The following is a 16,015-nucleotide window of genomic DNA, read 5'->3' as shown; positions in this document are numbered from 1 at the left end:
TGATTACTCCTTGCAGGCAAAAATGCCCGGTGCGTTGCGTAAATAGCCTTTGTAGTCCATGCCGTAGCCGAATAAATAACGGTTTTCCACGTGCAGTCCGACAAAATCGGCGGTTAAGGGTTTTTCATGGTCGAGGATTTTATCCACCAACACTGCGCTATAGACGGCTGCTGCGCCTTGTCCCCGGCAATATTGATAGATCGCTTGAAGGGTGATGCCTTCATCAAGGATGTCGTCAATAATCAGTACAGTTCGTCCTTTAAGCGGTGTTTCCGGTTTAAGCAGCCATTCGATGCTGCCGCCTGAGGTCTGGTTTTGATAACGGCTGGCGTTGATTGAGTCTATGGTCAACGGCATGGTTAAGCGGGTCAGCAATTTACCGAAGGTCGGGATGCCGCCGTTCAAGACGCAGAGTAATAGTGGGTTGCGATCCGCAAGTGCGATGTTGATTTCCTGAGCCATGTTATCGATAGCGGCTTCAACTTGCTGTTCGCTGTACAGCAAATCGGCAGTTGTCTGGACGTGTTTTATTTCTTCAAGCATATTGATGAGTGTTGATTAGTGTTGATAGTTGCAGCCATTTCTCGTTGCGCATCAGCTGTTCGCGGTTCATCTGCGGCTTGCCTTGCATACGGCTAAGGCGCTGCTCCCTGATGGGGTCTTGGCTTATCGGCAGAGACTCAAGCACCTGTTCGGCGGCAGCAGGATTGTTGCAAACCAGGATCATATCGCATCCGGCCAGTTGCGCAAGGCGGGCACGTTCCGGGAAGTCGCCGACCGATGCTGCGCCTTCCATGCTTAAGTCGTCGCTGAATACCGTGCCGTTAAAGTTCAGTTCCTTGCGTAAAATCTGCCCAATCCAGAACGGCGAGAAACCGGCCGGATTCGGGTCGATTTTCGGATAAACCACATGCGCTGGCATAATGCCTTCCAGGCCTTCCTCGATCAGTTGTTTAAAAGGCAGCAGGTCTTTTGCTCTGATGCTGTCCAGGTCTCTTTCGTCTACCGGTAAAGTCAAATGCGAATCCAGCGCGACTGCGCCGTGTCCGGGGAAATGCTTGCCGGTGGCGGCCATGCCTGCTGCATTCATGCCTTTTCTAAATAAGCTTGAAAGACGGGTTGCAAGCTCAGGATCGGTTGAAAACGAACGGTTGCCGATGATGTCGCTGATACCGCAATCAATATCCAAGACCGGCGCAAAGCTGAAATCAACGCCGACGGCCAGTAATTCGGCGGCCATTAACCAACCTGCCGGTTCAGCCAGTTCCGGCGCTTGCGCATAGCTAGCCGCAGGCGGCAGGCGAGTGAAGCCTTGTTGAAAACGTTGTACTCTGCCGCCTTCCTGGTCGACGGCAATCAATAGGTCGCCATCACGCGCGGCACGAATGCTGTTAATCAGCTCGGTAACTTGTTCGGGATTTTGATAATTGCGCGAAAAAAGAATGACCGCCCCGGTGTTGGGATGGTTTATTTTCTCTTTTTCGTCTGCTGCCAGGGTTAAGCCCGCAACATCCAGCATTATCGGGCCGATGGGGAGATTGGTTGTCATTACGTGGATTCGTTTTAAAATTGATGGGCTTGGCCTATACTAGGCCACTATTTTTTGGCTACACGGAGTCTGTTATGCGTTTATGGATTGTGGTATTAAGTTTTCTGTTCATGTCTGTTGCTGTTGCGAATGAAGGGACAAAAGAATCAGCATCAGGTCCAGAATATCTGGAAATGACGCCCAAGTTTATCGTTAATTTAGCGGAACCCAAAAAATTTTTGGCGATAAACGTGCAATTATTGGTTGAAGGCACCGGAGCTATTGAGGCAGTAAAAAAACACATGCCCGCATTAAGACACGAATTAATTATGCTGTACAGCGGCAGGTTGTCTGACGAATTGCAAACCATGGAACAGCGCGAGGCGTTGCGGCAAGAAACGACGGCTGTTATTCGTCAGACGCTGGACAAGATGGAAGGCAAGAAAGGCGCCGAAGCTGAGGGTAGTAGTGGTTTTAAAGACGCTTATTTTACTGAATTTTTGGTGGATTGATTTTTTTCGGACTCACGGTTTGTTCGCTTACATTTTTAACTGGTCTTTAACGCGGGCTAAAGTGTCCGCAATTTGCTGTTCTGTGTAAGGCTCGGCAGCAAATTTCCCCCAGACTGGCGCAGGCCAGGCTTTATCGGTTTGGTAACGGACGATGTGGTGGATATGCAATTGTGGAACCAAATTTCCTATAGCGGCAATATTCATTTTATCGGCTTGATAAAGGTTGGCCAGAGTTTCGGCAAGATAGCTCGATTCCTCGGTCAGTAACTCACGTTCCGTTTTGTTCAGCTGGTAAATTTCCTGTAGACCCGCGCGTTCCGGCACTAGTATGAACCAGGGATATTGGCTGTCATTCATCATCAATAAGCGACACAATTCAAAACGGCCAATGACTATGCAATCTTGCTCTAAGCGTGGGTGCAGCTGAAAACTCATAACACTATTCATCCTAAAAAATAAAAGCAATGCTTGAAAACGACTAAATAATCAGTTTAACTTAACAGTCCGACTGAGAACATAATAATAACAACAAAAGGATAGTTTTATGTCTGCTAGAACCTTTTCAGACCAGGCCATTTCAGTTCAAGATAGTTCTGATGATAATCAGCTGGTTATTTCGTTCCGGTTGTTGTTGGGGCTGTATGCCATCATTCCCTTGTGTTTATTGCTACAGTTGTTTGACGGTTGGTTTTGGAGTGGAGTTCTACAGCAAAATTTACCGAGCAGTCCCGAACAATTTTTATTGTTTCAAGTTCTTTTTGGAACACCGCATATCGTCGCGAGTTCCATTTTGCTGGCGAGTAATGCCGAATACCTGAAAGTGTACAAGCCGAAAATCATGTTCATGACGGCATCTATTGTCATGATTTTCGGTGTGGGCAGTCTGTTTATTCCTTATAAAGTGCTTTACTTGATAGTGGCTGCCTGGACGGTACACCACGTACTAAAACAGCAAATTGGCGTGGGGCGCGGACTGTATCGTCTGCCCGATTGGGCTTTTTATCTGCTCTTGTGGCTGAGTGTGACGGCGGGCATTTTTGTTTATATCGGCATCTTCCTAAAAAACAGCCTGGATGTGCAGCAGCTGGAGTGGATAAAGCTGGTTGCGGGCGGTTTATGTGTCGCGATGATTGGCAGTGCATTGTTATGTCAACGCTATGCGACCACGGCGATGGGACGGTGGTTTTTGTGGTCGAATGTTTTATTGGTCTTAAGCAGTTTTTATCTGTTTATGCAGCAGTATTATTTCCTCGCGATTTTGGTGCCAAGATTGGTGCATGATGCGACGGCTTATGTTTTCTATGTGGTGCATGATTACAACAAGCACCACCGGCAACCGCAGAATTTTATCTATCGCTATGCGGCGCGTTGCCATCTGCCTATTTTTATTGTATTGCCGATAGCGTCATTTTTGCTGGCATTTGTGTTGCAGTCCTACGGGGACAGTGCGGTCAATAGCGTCACCGAGCTGTTTTTCGGCGTAGAGATTCGCAAAGCGATTACTGTGGGTTTGCTGGGTTATCTGGCGTTAATGCATTATTACACCGAATCCTTCACCTGGAAGCACGGTTCGCCTTACCGGCGGTTTATTGCGTTTTCGAAATAGCGATTGTTTGTAGTGTGGGCGCGAATTTATTCGCGCATATACATAACGAAGAACACGAAGAAAAGGCTATGATAAAAAATTTGAGTCTTCAAGTTGATGCTTATGGGGCGCGAATTTACAGTATTTTAAAATGCACGAATGAATTCGCGCCCACAACAGACTTAATTCTTAACCTAATAGCAGTAGCTCCCTGACCGCATCTTCGGTATGGAAGAATACCTTGCCGGGTTTTAGTTGCTCGATAAAATCGGTTTTTTCAAGCTTATCGAGTACCGGGCCTTTTGCTTCCGAGATATGCAGAGTCATATCCGATGTTTGCAGGGTATGATTCAGGTTTTCCAATACCTCCAACGCCGTGGTATCTATGTCGCTGATGGAGGCAAAAATCAGCACAATATGCTTAATGTCCGGCTGCCGTCTTAACTCGGTGTTGATGAATTCTTCGATATAATTGATGTTGGCAAAGGTGATGCTTTCATCGACACGCAGCAACAGCAACTGAGGCCAGGTTTCCACGCGATGGCGTTTGATATTGCGGTAATGTTCGCTGCCGGGGAGGCGTCCGACCACGGCAATATGCGGCTTGCTGGTTTTGCGCAAATGACTGATCAGGGTCAGAATTATGCCCAAAGTGATGCCTTCTTCAATGCCGTAGACTAAAACGCCCAGCAAGGTGGCGATTTCAGCGATGCCGTCGCCGCGATCATAGCGCCAGGTGACGGCAATGTTGCCGAGTTTCACTAAAGGAATGATGGCGACCAGGATAATCGCAGCCAATGCCGCTTTGGGGATGTTCTCAAACCATGGGCTGAAAAAGATGACCGCCAGCGCAAGCAGTCCGGCGGCGATCAGCATCGCCATTTGGGTGCGTGCACCGGCAGAAAAATTCACCATGGTGCGACTAAAGCCGCCAGCTACAGGCATGCCACCGGAAATGGCCGCTGCCAGATTAGCGGCGCCTAGCGCAATCAACTCCTGATTGGGAGCGATTTTTTCGCCTCTAAGATTGGCGGTAACCTTAGCAATAGCAACGCTTTCCACGTATGCAATCAGCGCAATAAAACCGGAGTAGGGCAGTAGTAATCGCCATTTCTCAATGGAGCCGAAAGTTATGTTTAACGCGGGGAAGCCCGATGGAACCGATCCGACAACCGCCACCTGCTGATGACAATAAATAACCGCCAGCGTTGCCAGGATGATGGTCAATAAGGGCCCGCATTTGCTGATGGCCGTGACCAGTGAAAGCGAGACATTCGCTTTTTTAAGTATGAATATCATTGGCTTGCCGAAAAATATCAGCAAACCTAATGCACTAAAGCCGATGAGTATTGCGGCGATATTGATTGTTTGGAAAATCGCATTGTAGCAGCCGGTATCCAGTCCGCATGAGGGCATTTTTATGCCAAATAACTGCGGCAACTGGCTGCCGATAATCAACAGCGCCGCACCGCTGGTAAAGCTGGTAAGCACAGGATGGCTGATAAAATTCACCAGCCCGCCCATGCGCAACAGCGCCATCAGCAACATCACCACGCCGCTTTCCGCCGACAGGATCAGCGCGCTTTGTATCGGGTCGCCCAGCGCACTGATTTGCGGCGCGTTCAGGGCGCTGGCAATCATGATCGCGGCAATCGACACCGGTCCGACCGACAGTGTGCGGCTGGTGCCGAACAAGGCGTACAGTATCGGCGGCAGGATGCTGGCATAAAGTCCCAGTTGCGGCGGCAGACCGGCCAGAATTGCATAGGCAATGCCTTGAGGAACCAGCAAAATGGCGGTAATGATGCCGGCAAACAGATCGCCGTTAAATTCCTCGCGGGTGTAGGATTTTAACCAGCCTACAATCGGGAATAATTGCATTAATCGTGATTCGCGGTTATTTGAGGATGTCATTTTAATTTTTTACCTAATGCCAGAGAAGATACGTGGCGTCTTTCGACAAAGCTCAGGACATGCATGGGGGCTCAGTTCTGGCGGGCTGCGCCAGGTAATCCGTATAGTTAATACAAGCTCAGTATGGGTGATTTGCGGCGCAAGCGTGCCTAGTACCCATTCCCACGCGGCGCGTGGGAATGGGAGAAAGAGATTTTTTCTTCTTTCGCCTAATAATTCAATCCTCTTTCGTAAATTTTTTGGCATAGCATTCCAGATGCGGAATATCGATGCGATAACCTTTGATCATCAAATGCCAGTACATCCACGGAAAGCCAACGAGTTTTCCCCACCACCAGATCAGGCGATTTTTTCTGGGGTCGAGCAACGGGAACGAAGGTGTCACCTTGCCGTCGTAGGCAAATTCGGCCAGCATCACGGTATTCAGCGAGGTGGTCAATGGACAGGAACCGTAACCGTCATAGCCTTCTCTTAGATCGGCTTTGTTCTTCAAGCTGAGAATATTGTCCACCACGACCGGCACCTGCTTGCGTACCGCTGCGGCGGTTTTGGCATTGGGGGTTGAACCGGCGTCGCCCAGACCGAAAATATTGCCGTATTGATTGTGTTGCAGCGTGTTCGGGTTGACATCAACCCAGCCGGCGGCATTGGCCAAGGGGCTTTTTTTAATGAAATCCGGCGCACTTTGCGGCGGCGTGACATGAATCATGTCGAACGCTTTGGTAATTCGTTGCTTGTTGCCGTCGCTGTCGGTGGTTTCGAAGGTGGCGATTTTTGCCGGGCCGTCAATAGCAACCAGATTGTGGCTGAAACTGGTTTTAATGCCGTAGTCGGCGACGACTTTGCTTAAGGCTTTGGCGAAAAACGGCACACCAAACAAGGCAGGGCCGGCATTTAAAAATTCAATATTAAATTTGTCCAGTGTGCCTCTTTTACGGAAGCGATCCGCCGCCAGATACATGATTTTTTGCGGCGCACCTGCGCATTTGATAGGCATCGGCGGCTGGGTGAACAGCGCCGTGCCTTCCTTGATAGCCTGGATGCATTCCCAGGTGTATTCCACGGTTTCGGCAGAATAATTGCTGCATACATTGTTTTTGTTTAGCGTTTCTTTCAGGCCTTCAATCTTGTCCCAATCCAGTTGCAGGCCGGGGCAGACCACCAGGTAGTCGTAACTGACGGTATCGCCTGAACGTAAACTGACGCTGTTATCGTTCGGTTCAAAGGTTTCTGCGTAATCCTTGATCCAGGTAACGCTAGGGTGGATCAAGTCGGCTTCATTACGCATGGTTTGTTTCATGGTATAAGCGCCGCCGCCGATAATAGTGAAGCCCGGCTGGTAATAGTGAACTTCGGACGGCTCAACGATCGCGATATCAATATCGGCGTTTTGACGGCGCATATTGTTGGCAACGGAAACGCCGGCGGCGCCTCCCCCTATGATTAGCAAGGTATGGTGTTGGTTTGACATAAATTCCTCTCAGGCATGTAGTTATTAGAATATTTTGGTGTACGACAAAAAAGTGTAAAACAACTCGATTTCTTTGTCATGTACCCATTTTTTTCTTTATTGGCCAGCTTTTTAGACGATTGGGTTTTAGGCGTTACTTTTCCACGCCTCAAACCCGCCAGCCATAGACAGCACATTAGTGTAACCCAGTTGCTGCATGGTCTGCGCCGCCAATGCCGAGCGATTGCCCAAGCGACAGTAGATGAGCACCGTTTTCGACTTGTCGGCCAGTTCAGGCATATTGCCGATTTTGAACTCCAGCATACCGCGCGGTACCAATAGCGCCCCGTCAACATGTCCGGCGGCGTATTCGCTTTCTTCGCGGGTATCGATCAGCACGATATTGCCTTCCGCAAGCAGTTGTTTCGATTTGGCGACATCGATTTCAATAATGTGTTGCTTGGCAGCCGCCACCAGATCTTCGGTTCTTGTCGTCGCGCGAATCGGCAGCGTTTCATCCCTGAGCGCCACCGCATCCTGACGTTCGTTCTCATCCAGGCCGCAATAACGGTTGGCGGGCACCGCTTCATCAATCAATCGGGGCTTGGGTAGGTTCAGGTTGTTCATAATCTCGATGAACTGCTCGCGGGTCTTGCCAGCCAGGCGGGGATTGGTGGTGCGTTCCTGCATGATGCTGCTGACCCAGTACTGCTGATAATCATGGCCCGGATAGACCAGCGTTTCATCCGGCAGGGTAAACAAGCGCTGGGTAATGCAGTCATACTGCGCACCGGCATCGCCGCCCTGGAAATCGGTGCGGCCGCAACCGCCGATCAATAATGAATCGCCGGTAAACAGCCGGTCGCGCCATAAAAACGAAATACTGCCGCGCGTATGTCCCGGCGTGGCAATTACCTTGATCTGTTCGTCGCCTGCGAATTTGAAAATATCGCCGTCCTGAATTTGAATGTCGGCCGACTCGGCTCCGCATAATCCGCTAACGCCGGTCTGTGCCCCCAAGCGTTGGCGCAGCAGGCCGCTGGCGGTGATATGGTCGGCATGAACATGGGTTTCCAGCGAGTATTTCAGTTGCAGGCCGTGTGTTGCCAGCAGCTCGATATATTCATCGATATGGGTATTGACCGGATCGATCAGGATGGCGTCCTTACTGACCGGATCGGCAATCAAGTAGGTGTAAGTCCAAGTGGCTTCGTCAAATAATTGTTTGAATAGCATGATGTCTCTCCGGTTGTTGTGCGAGGGATTGATTTAATTGGGTATCACGCCTTTCAACGGCTGAATCTCTGGATTATCGAGAGCTGGAGCCGGTAAAGGATAGAGCAGATTGATGCGGTGCCCCTGCGGATTCGCAGTCATTTTAGGCAGCGTTTTCAGGTAACGCACCACAATTTCGCTGACGTCCAGCGGCTTGCCGTTTTCGTCTTTCACAACGTCAATAGAGCTATCTGGCGTAGCGCAAGATCCGCAGTTGTTGATGGTCTTAGGATCATCTGCATACCAGTAGCCTGCGACGGAATACGGCACTGAGGGCGCATGCGGTGCAACGTACTTGCCTTCATCTTTGGGGTCGATAGCTTCCCCGCCGATCTTGATGTTGGAGCCTTTAAAGCCATAAGGCGCATACACATCCAAATCGAAGCTCACGTTGCTGTAGCCGAACATCCATCCGCCGGTCCAAAGGCCCGGCACAGTAGAGAACGAACCGCGGGTGGAGTTTTCGACCTGTTTTTTGAGCTGATTGCCGAAGACCGGGTAAACCTTGGCAATGCGCGCACCTACAGGCAAATAGTGGTAAATATCCGACATGGTGATCGGGCCGGGTACAACATGGGTGCCGTAACGAAAACCGCGAATGGTCGCAAAATCCGAACCGGCAGCCCAGCGCATCGCATCGACAATCAAATCGTGAGACGTGCCCTCGATGATACCAGGATTATCCGTTTTGCTATCGGTGAAGTTTGAGCGATGCAAGGCCACGTCGGTATAGCCCACCACGGCATCAACCGGGCGCAGCAAGGTGCTGGTGTTTCCGCCGATGGTTACCGTCTGGCCCTCAACAAAAGTGCCGCTTACAAAAGGCGCGCGGACTTCGGCAATCTTGCGTGCGACTGCCGCATTTTCCTTGATCTTGTCTGTGATAATGTGCGGCGTCCATTTCCAGGTCAGTTTGCCATCCCCCGGAAGCTTATGACCTTTTTTGACCTTGAGACGAATCTCGCCCAGCATGGTGCCGTCCTGGCCTTCTTCTACCAGTACGGTGCCGGTTTTAAGTACGATAGGCTTGATGCTGCGTTCGTGCATGTCCGCGTTCAGAATGAAGTCAACGCCAGGGTATCGGGAAGCAAGATCGATGGTTCTGGCCAGTTCAAGTTCCGAGATCATCACAATGATGTCAACCTGCTCGACATTACGCAGTTGGTTGATGTAGTAGGGCATTTCGTTTTCACCATCGGTGTAGACGAAACCCTTGGTGACAACCGGACCGACCGCGCGAATGGCCCGCGCTGTGGTCATGCCCAGAACGCCGACTTTTACGCCGTTGATCGTTTTCACGAGATAAGGCGGTAATGGGCGCTGACCTGCCAGCCTGGGATAGGGGGTGGCGGCATCGGTCGATGGAAAATCGATATAGCCCGGCACCCCGGTCGTCTTGTTGTCCACGCCAAGCGCCGGGCGATCCGATTCGGCAGAAACCTGGCCGGGACAGAGGGGTTCGGCTACACCGGCGCAGACATAATATAGATTGGCGGCGACGGTCTTGGTATCAAGCAGCGGCGGCTTGCCGGGTGAGCCGACGAAAGTCTCCAGGAACCGTTCCGGCCCATAGAGATAGTCCCAGTTGCCCGGCTCGTCGAAATCAGGCTTCAGCAGATTCATTACATCAATCAGCGCCTGGCCGCGGGTGAACATGGCTTCGGCAGAGCCTTGCAGGGTATCGCCTGTATTGAAATAGAGCGTCTTTCCGGGATTGGCTTTTCTGATCCGGTTGATGACGGTCGCCATACGCGCAAGGCCTCCTTCCATGCGGCCGGTGGTGTCGCTGCGAACATTGTGTCTGGGCACGAGGTGACCGTGGATGTCGCCGGAATGAATCAGCGTGAGTTCTCCGCTTCCTGCAAAAGCTGTCCCCGAAATTACCAGTCCGGTGAGTGCAGTTAATTTTCCTATAAAATTGCCTCTAATCACTTTTTGCTCCTGTCCAGTTAAAAAATGCCAAGCACCTTATTTCATACGTGAAGCTGCCCGTTAAATCAGTGGCATTAAGTCCCGGAAGTATCAGTATTTCGTTCATGATTGAATTTCTCAATTGTATTTCTCATAAAAATCCGGCAACCCAAAGTCGCTGCCACTTTCGTTTAGCTAAAATATTTATAATGTAAACGTCAGGTTTTTGTAACTATCACACAGCTACGTGATAGTTATAGCTAAAACCATGCCAATAAATATTAATTTTATAACGCATTGTTTTTATTTTTTTATTAAATAGATTTGTTTAAACTCGTTGTTGCATGTATTGTTTCAATGAAACAGTAATTCGCTAATTTGATACACTAATGAAACAAACGGCACTATTTTTCAAGAACAACCCTGATTGGTTGGCGCAATTCGACAGCACATCTCTTTTATCCAAAATGCTCGATCTTTGCGATTGCGCGGGCATCTATATTGTTGATAAAGATCAACAGCTTATTTATTGGAGTCTTGGAGCGGAAAAGTTATCGGGACTCAAATGTGCCAATGTCATTGATAAGGCTTGTTTGCAAGAATACGCGATTACAGAGGCCGGTGAAAATAAAGAACAACTTATAAAATTAACCCGGGTCGATGGTTATAAAATTGAAGTGAAAAAAGTTGTTCAGATTTTACATGATAAAGCTGGCTTTTTTGCAGGAGGCATAGGCTTGCTTTTTTCCTGTTCTGAACAGGCGTCAAGCACTCTTTTGCCTAAAGTCCCGGTTGAAGCCAAGCAAAGTTTCCAGGGGATATTAAGTCGCTCACCGGCCATGCAGGCGGTTTTTCAGATTATTCAAAATGCCGCAGAAACAGAAGTAACCGTATTGGTCAGAGGCGAGAGCGGTTCCGGCAAGGAACTGGTTGCCAAGGCAATACATGAGCTGAGTGCTCGCCATGACGCGCCCTTTTTGGCGATCAATTGCGCGGCCTTGTCCAGCAGTCTGTTGGATAGCGAATTGTTCGGTCATGTGCGCGGCGCGTTTACCGGTGCGGTCAAAGATCATCGCGGCCTGTTTCAACGCGCGCACGGCGGAACCCTGTTTCTGGATGAAGTGGCTGAACTGCCGCTGGAATTACAGGCAAAGCTGCTTCGGGTCATACAGGAAAGAAACTTTATCCCGGTAGGCGGCGACCGCTCGATTGATGTCGATGTGCGCATCGTCGCTGCAACCCACCGCTCATTACGCGAGGAAGTCAAAAACGGACACTTCCGTGAAGACTTGATGTACCGACTCAGGGTCGTGCCCATCTTTATTCCTCCGTTACGGGAGCGTCGGGAAGATATAAGCTTGCTGATCTGGCATTTTATCCAGCAGCATAATGCTGCCAATTTCAGGAAACTCGAAAAAATCGATCCGCAGGCCATGCGGGCTTTGCTGGATTACGCGTGGCCGGGCAATATCCGGGAGCTGCATAATGTCGTCGAATATGCATTTGCGGTAGGCAGAGGCACGACCTTGCGCTGGTCAGAATTGCCGCCCGAGTTTAGAGAGTCGCGCACTGTTGAGTCTCAAACTGTGCAAAATCTGCCGCTGTCGGCGGAAGAAGAAGCGGCGTCAATCCGTCAGGCGTTGGAGCGGAGTCATGGCAAGGTTACTCAAGCCGCACTTACGCTGGGTATGAGCAGGGCAACGTTCTGGCGTAAGCGTAAGATTTATGGCGTTTAATTAGTCTTCATGGGAACGTAGCGCTGTTTGTCAAAGCTTACCTTCTAAATGTATTCCAGTCGCCCCAAATAGCAAAGGTCGCACCGACTGCTTGCATATTGACGAATAAGGTTTTGCCGTCCTCTGAAAAAGCTGAACCGGCAAATTCGCTGGTTTCAAAACCCTTCGCTATATTTTTGGCGAAATTAGCCATTTTGCCGTTGGGTGATAGGATACGCATGTAATTTTCAGGCGTACCGCCTTCTCCTAAATAATCGCTGTCTTCACAGATAAACAATAAATCGCAGTTGGGTTTCAAGCAGATATTATCCGGCATATCCAGTATTTCTGAACTGGGTGATTCAAAAATCAAGGTCACAGTGCCTTCCTCTTTGCCATTGGGTTCATAGCGCCAAATTTGTCCGCCTCGATGGAATAAGCCCCTTCAAGGCGTGCAAACGTTGCTTGTCCCAATGTTGTTTCTTCGCAGGAAATTCAGCTTTTCCAAGGTGTTCTGCCGCCCTCACAATTACTTAAAGTTTCGCAGATACTTATTGGTCTCAACCCGGTTTTTTTGAGACAGTCTTGGGTGAAGTGCCAAAATACTTGATAAATGCAGTGCTGAAATTGCTTGCGTGACTGTAACCCACCAAGTCTGCGGCAACACTGACTTGGCACTGTGTATTTTCCAACAACTGATAGGCATTATTCATCCTGATTTCCAACAACAAACCATAAGAGGTGTTATTAAAAAAATGGTGAAATAACTGCTTTAATTTGAATTGATTGGTTCCTACCCGTTTTGACAGGTCTTCAACTGACGGGGGGTTCCTAAATTCGCGCAACAGAATATCCCGTGCCGACTTTGCTACGGCGCCATCTTTTTGATTCAATCTCGTCAAATTGCGCCGCTTGCCTTCAGAAAGAGGGCTTAATTCAGACGCCAGTAGCGACATGGCTTGCCCATGCATGAATATCCGGCTTGTTTCAGCCGATACCTTGCCGTTCAGTAACTGATGCGCCGCGCACATTGCCTGAGGAGAGATGGGCTGATAATTTAACAATTGCGTGCCATTTTTGCTGAATAACTGTGCCGCCTTGTGTTCGCCAAAATATCTGTCCAGCCAATTTTTATTCAGTCCGAAACGCAGTTGCATCGTCGATTTATGGGCTTGGTATTGGCGCTCGCCCCTGCTGGATTGAAGGGTGGTGATAGACGTGTAGCCTTCGCGAAAAATAAGTTCATCACCGTTATTTCCGGAAAAACGGGATTGTCCTTTTAGGCTTAGAGTCACTACCAGGCGCGGCTCCTGATAGTCTATTCGGCTCAAAACAGCCAAGTCTTTCGACGGCGTGTAGCGCGTTTCTATATAGCTCAAATCCTGATCAAGCTGGAATATGGCTGAGTGCCCTAAACCTAAATTTTCCGGTAAGAACTGATGCAGGCAGTCTTTTTGCTGCTGTAATTGCAACTCGTTGCTGCTGATACTCCACCGTCTTGCTGTGGCTTGCTGTGTTTCCATGGCTGTCCATCTTCTCTTAGATCTGTCTGATTTATTAAGCACAAATCAGGCCTTGGCTTGTTATCGCATTGATTTCATTGCGTTAATGATTATTTCCAAGGTTGACGACGCTCGCATGCTGAAAAAGTGCGGCATATCACACGCTGAAATAACAAAATCAGGGCATATCACCCAATCCTACCTTGGGCATAAGAAATAATCCTTTTGCCATATGAAAGCGCAAGGAATCTGTCGCTGTTATTGCGTAGTATCTTCGACCTGTTCGCACGAAATCCCATTATTGATTTAATAATACTCAGCCAACACTGAGGCGTACGTTTTTACTACATTGGAATTATTATGAAACTTAAACGCTCCAATCGACCTACCAGAATTTTACAGTTAGGCCGCCCCCTGCTTATATCTTTGTTGCTATTTAATTCCAGTGTCGCAGTGATGGCGAAAGAGCCGCCAACAGTTAAAGCAAAGCAAAAAGTGTTAAAAGAACCGTCAAATATCGAACTTAAACCGATGGTGGTAACGGAGAACGATGATCGGAAACTTGCCGCTGCAAGCGCCGAAGTTGATTTTTCGCCTGGCGGTGTCAGTTTGGTCGATATTAATGGACTGCATGATCGTAACGTCTCCAGCGTAGCGGATTTTTTTCGCTATGTACCCGGTGTTTGGGCTGCCAGCCAAAGCGGCAATGATGAAGTGTTTTTTTCGAGTCGCGGCTCGAATCTGGATTCCACCGGCTTTGACCAGAATGGCGTTAAGTTTCTGCAAGATGGCTTACCCGTCACTGCCGCTGACGGCAACAACCACAATCGCATGATCGATCCGCTGGCCGCGAGCTTTGCTACGGTTGCACGCGGAGGCAATGCGCTTAAGTACGGCGCCAGTACGCTGGGTGGCGCGGTGGATTTTACCTCACCCACTGCCGATAACAGTCCCGCCATGAGACTCTCTCTCAGCGGCGGCAGCTTCGGCCAGTTTCTCGGCCGAGGAACGGTAAGCAAGGTTTTCAATGACAGCTTTGACGGCTTATTGACTGTCGAAGGAAAAGAATGGGAGGGCTACCCCGCCCACAACAAGCAGGACCGTTTCGGTCTTTACAGCAACTTCGGCTGGCAACTCTCTAATTCCGTGGTGAATCGTACGTTTGTCAGCTACATTAAAAACAATCAGGAATTGCCGGGCCAGTTGACTCGGGCGCAATTCGACGCTGACCCCAATCAAGCCAGTGCTCAGGCTATTGGCGGCAATTATCAGCTGAATACCGAGACTGAACGCGTTGCCAACAAAACAACCTGGACTATTGACGATAACAGCTCTCTCGAAGTGGGTTTTTCTTTCGAAAACCAGAAGCTTTATCATCCGATAGTCGACAAGGTGATGTTGGATTTTGGCGGCGGCCCGCTAGACAGGTTTAGTTTGCTGGTCGATAGCAATCAGCAGGATTGGGGTACCTCCGCCCGCTACAATCTGCGCCTGGACAGCCATGAACTATTGCTGGGGGTGAATTACGGCACCAACTTGGATAAAGGCGGCAACTACACGAATAACGGCGGCATACGTGGGGCTATGACCAATCAAATTACCAAGAAAGCCGATAATATCGAAATTTTTGCTCAGGATCACTGGCATATTACCGATAAATGGACGCTGACACCGGCTTTGCAAGGCGTGTTTGCACACCGTGAAGTCGATAATGTCAGGTTAGCCATTCCCCAGGACGCCTACTTCAATTTTTATCCTCAGGGCAGCCATCCCAGCACTGACTATGTCGGCATTAATCCTAGTTTGGGCTTGATGTATAACGTGAGCAAAAACGCCAGTCTTTATAGTAATGTCAGTCGTCTATACGAGCCGCCGACTAACTATAATCTGGCAGATAACATCACCGCCGGTGCAGGTAATACTACGCTAAAGGCAATGGAAGGCACTTCTATGGAAATAGGCACACGCGGCAATCAAAATTTCGATAACTCAAACAGTGTGTTGTGGGATTTATCACTTTATTACGCATGGCTTAACAAAGAAATCATGTCCGTTTCGCCGAGGCCGGGGACGAGTTTGTCAACGAATATTGATAATACCATTCACGCCGGCGTTGAAGGTTTAATCGGCGGAAAATTCGCCCTTGATAGCAAAGGTACGCATTCTATCGAACCCATGCTGAGCTTCACTAGCAACCATTTTAAGTTTGATAATGATCGCACTTACGGCAACAATGCTTTGCCGGCAGCCCCCGATTATTTCTTAAAAGGCGAAGCGCTCTATCGCCATGTGAGCGGCATTTTTATCGGGCCTACTTTCGATGTAGTAGGTAAGCGCTGGGGAGACTTTGCCAACACCTACAAGATTGATTCTTACGCTCTGCTGGGTATGCGTACCGGCTGGTCTAATGATCATTACAAAGTGTTTCTCGAAGGCCGGAACTTGCTCGATACCCAATACGTTGCCAGCCATAATGTCATGGATCGGGCTACGGCAAACGATGCGATGTTAAACGCCGGCGCACCGCTGTCCTTCTATGGCGGCATAGAAATCAGTTATTAATTAGCGCATTTGCACGAACATTTAGCCGAATCAGCGACAGTGCTGATTCAGTTTTTTTGCA

The 16,015-nt window shown here is 49.2% G+C and carries 13 protein-coding genes; 4 read left to right on the top strand and 9 right to left on the bottom strand.

Annotation, left to right across the window (positions count from 1 at the left end; all coding sequences use genetic code 11):
- Positions 1 to 3 precede the first annotated feature (3 nt).
- Both ABXJ76_RS10800 and nagZ read right to left on the bottom strand, forming a co-directional pair.
- Positions 4 to 543 (bottom strand): hypoxanthine-guanine phosphoribosyltransferase, encoded by a 540-nt coding sequence (locus ABXJ76_RS10800; RefSeq protein WP_432740490.1) that lies wholly within the window; start codon positions 541 to 543, stop codon positions 4 to 6.
- Positions 536 to 1,549: a beta-N-acetylhexosaminidase gene (nagZ, locus tag ABXJ76_RS10795; protein WP_432740489.1), complete on the bottom strand. Its 1,014-nt coding sequence runs from the start codon at positions 1,547 to 1,549 to the stop codon at positions 536 to 538. The genes ABXJ76_RS10800 and nagZ overlap by 8 nt, the downstream gene beginning before the upstream one ends.
- 74 nt (positions 1,550 to 1,623) lie before the next feature.
- Here nagZ and ABXJ76_RS10790 point away from each other — a divergent pair, with 74 nt between their 5' ends.
- A complete protein-coding gene (locus ABXJ76_RS10790; protein WP_432740488.1) occupies positions 1,624 to 2,040 on the top strand; it encodes a flagellar basal body-associated FliL family protein in 417 nt (138 codons plus the stop codon).
- 27 nt (positions 2,041 to 2,067) lie between these two features.
- Here the strand turns inward: ABXJ76_RS10790 and ABXJ76_RS10785 are convergent, their stop codons facing one another.
- Complete coding sequence (locus ABXJ76_RS10785) at positions 2,068 to 2,475, bottom strand: HIT domain-containing protein (protein ID WP_432740487.1); 408 nt, start codon at positions 2,473 to 2,475, stop codon at positions 2,068 to 2,070.
- A 109-nt stretch (positions 2,476 to 2,584) separates the two neighbouring features.
- Here ABXJ76_RS10785 and ABXJ76_RS10780 point away from each other — a divergent pair, with 109 nt between their 5' ends.
- The gene (locus ABXJ76_RS10780) at positions 2,585 to 3,646 is read left to right on the top strand and encodes a hypothetical protein (RefSeq protein WP_432740486.1); all 1,062 of its coding nucleotides are present in this window, start codon (positions 2,585 to 2,587) and stop codon (positions 3,644 to 3,646) included.
- Between the two features lie 168 nt (positions 3,647 to 3,814).
- Here the strand turns inward: ABXJ76_RS10780 and ABXJ76_RS10775 are convergent, their stop codons facing one another.
- From ABXJ76_RS10775 to ABXJ76_RS10760, 4 genes are all read right to left on the bottom strand, one after another.
- Entirely contained in the window at positions 3,815 to 5,539 is a 1,725-nt protein-coding gene (locus tag ABXJ76_RS10775) for a SulP family inorganic anion transporter (RefSeq protein WP_432740485.1), read from the bottom strand.
- A gap of 217 nt (positions 5,540 to 5,756) precedes the next feature.
- Positions 5,757 to 7,010 carry an FAD-dependent oxidoreductase gene (locus ABXJ76_RS10770; protein ID WP_432740484.1) on the bottom strand — a complete coding sequence of 418 codons (1,254 nt, stop codon included), beginning with the start codon at positions 7,008 to 7,010 and terminating at the stop codon, positions 5,757 to 5,759.
- A gap of 126 nt (positions 7,011 to 7,136) precedes the next feature.
- On the bottom strand, positions 7,137 to 8,225 hold the full coding sequence (locus ABXJ76_RS10765; RefSeq protein ID WP_432740483.1) for an MBL fold metallo-hydrolase: 1,089 nt from the start codon (positions 8,223 to 8,225) through the stop codon (positions 7,137 to 7,139).
- Positions 8,226 to 8,258: 33 nt separating this feature from the next.
- Positions 8,259 to 10,196 carry a bifunctional metallophosphatase/5'-nucleotidase gene (locus tag ABXJ76_RS10760; RefSeq protein ID WP_432740482.1) on the bottom strand — a complete coding sequence of 646 codons (1,938 nt, stop codon included), beginning with the start codon at positions 10,194 to 10,196 and terminating at the stop codon, positions 8,259 to 8,261.
- A 368-nt stretch (positions 10,197 to 10,564) separates the two neighbouring features.
- Here ABXJ76_RS10760 and ABXJ76_RS10755 point away from each other — a divergent pair, with 368 nt between their 5' ends.
- Positions 10,565 to 11,911: a sigma-54 interaction domain-containing protein gene (locus ABXJ76_RS10755; RefSeq protein ID WP_432740481.1), complete on the top strand. Its 1,347-nt coding sequence runs from the start codon at positions 10,565 to 10,567 to the stop codon at positions 11,909 to 11,911.
- 37 nt (positions 11,912 to 11,948) lie between these two features.
- On the opposite strand, the gene ABXJ76_RS10750 is transcribed toward ABXJ76_RS10755, so the two are convergent.
- A complete protein-coding gene (locus tag ABXJ76_RS10750) occupies positions 11,949 to 12,269 on the bottom strand; it encodes an alkaline phosphatase PhoX (RefSeq protein ID WP_432740480.1) in 321 nt (106 codons plus the stop codon).
- A 181-nt stretch (positions 12,270 to 12,450) separates the two neighbouring features.
- Positions 12,451 to 13,413, bottom strand: a complete 963-nt coding sequence (locus tag ABXJ76_RS10745; RefSeq protein WP_432740479.1) for a helix-turn-helix transcriptional regulator — start codon at positions 13,411 to 13,413, stop codon at positions 12,451 to 12,453.
- Positions 13,414 to 13,752: 339 nt separating this feature from the next.
- On the opposite strand from ABXJ76_RS10745, the gene ABXJ76_RS10740 reads away from it, so the two are divergent.
- Positions 13,753 to 15,954 carry a TonB-dependent receptor family protein gene (locus ABXJ76_RS10740; RefSeq protein WP_432740478.1) on the top strand — a complete coding sequence of 734 codons (2,202 nt, stop codon included), beginning with the start codon at positions 13,753 to 13,755 and terminating at the stop codon, positions 15,952 to 15,954.
- Positions 15,955 to 16,015 lie beyond the last annotated feature (61 nt).

This window comes from Methylobacter arcticus (assembly GCF_050917435.1).
Lineage (GTDB): Bacteria > Pseudomonadota > Gammaproteobacteria > Methylococcales > Methylomonadaceae > Methylobacter_A > Methylobacter_A titanis.
The sequence above is the reverse complement of the archived record's forward strand: the minus strand, read 5'-3'. Positions and strand labels throughout refer to the sequence as shown.